The organism is Streptomyces sp. GbtcB7, from assembly GCF_019091445.1.
Lineage (GTDB): Bacteria > Actinomycetota > Actinomycetes > Streptomycetales > Streptomycetaceae > Streptomyces > Streptomyces mirabilis.
This window is the reverse complement of sequence record NZ_JAGXJM010000189.1, coordinates 1-345: the sequence shown is the minus strand read 5'-3', so window position 1 is coordinate 345 and position 345 is coordinate 1. Positions and strand designations below refer to the sequence as shown.

The 345-nt window shown below is 61.2% G+C and carries 1 protein-coding gene; it reads right to left on the bottom strand.

Annotated features, from left to right (window positions below):
- Positions 1-38: 38 nt before the first annotated feature.
- On the bottom strand, positions 39-345 hold a 307-nt coding region (locus KVT44_RS55800), incomplete at its 5' end, for a hypothetical protein (RefSeq protein WP_217576918.1).

Genomic DNA, 345 nt, shown 5'->3' with positions numbered 1-345 from the left:
GTCGGGATGGCACGGTCCGCCGAGCTGGAGAACGTCACCTAAGGGTTCGCGGAGACGATGAAGGTGTCGGTCTCCTCCGTGCATTCTTCGGGCAGGTCTTGACTATTGACGAAGCCGCCACCCAGTCTGATCGTGTCCCCCAGGCTGTAAGTCTGGCTCCTGTAGAGGATGGCCTCGCCGTCGACGGCGATCGCATCATCGGGGAACACAGGCACCACGGAGGAATCACCAGATGCGATCGTGAGACACCCTGACTCGCTCCGGGACAGAGTGCCAGCAAACGCGGCGCCATTCCCACCTTCGCCTGTTGGCTTGTAAGTAGCGACGGTCAACTCGTCAGTACCG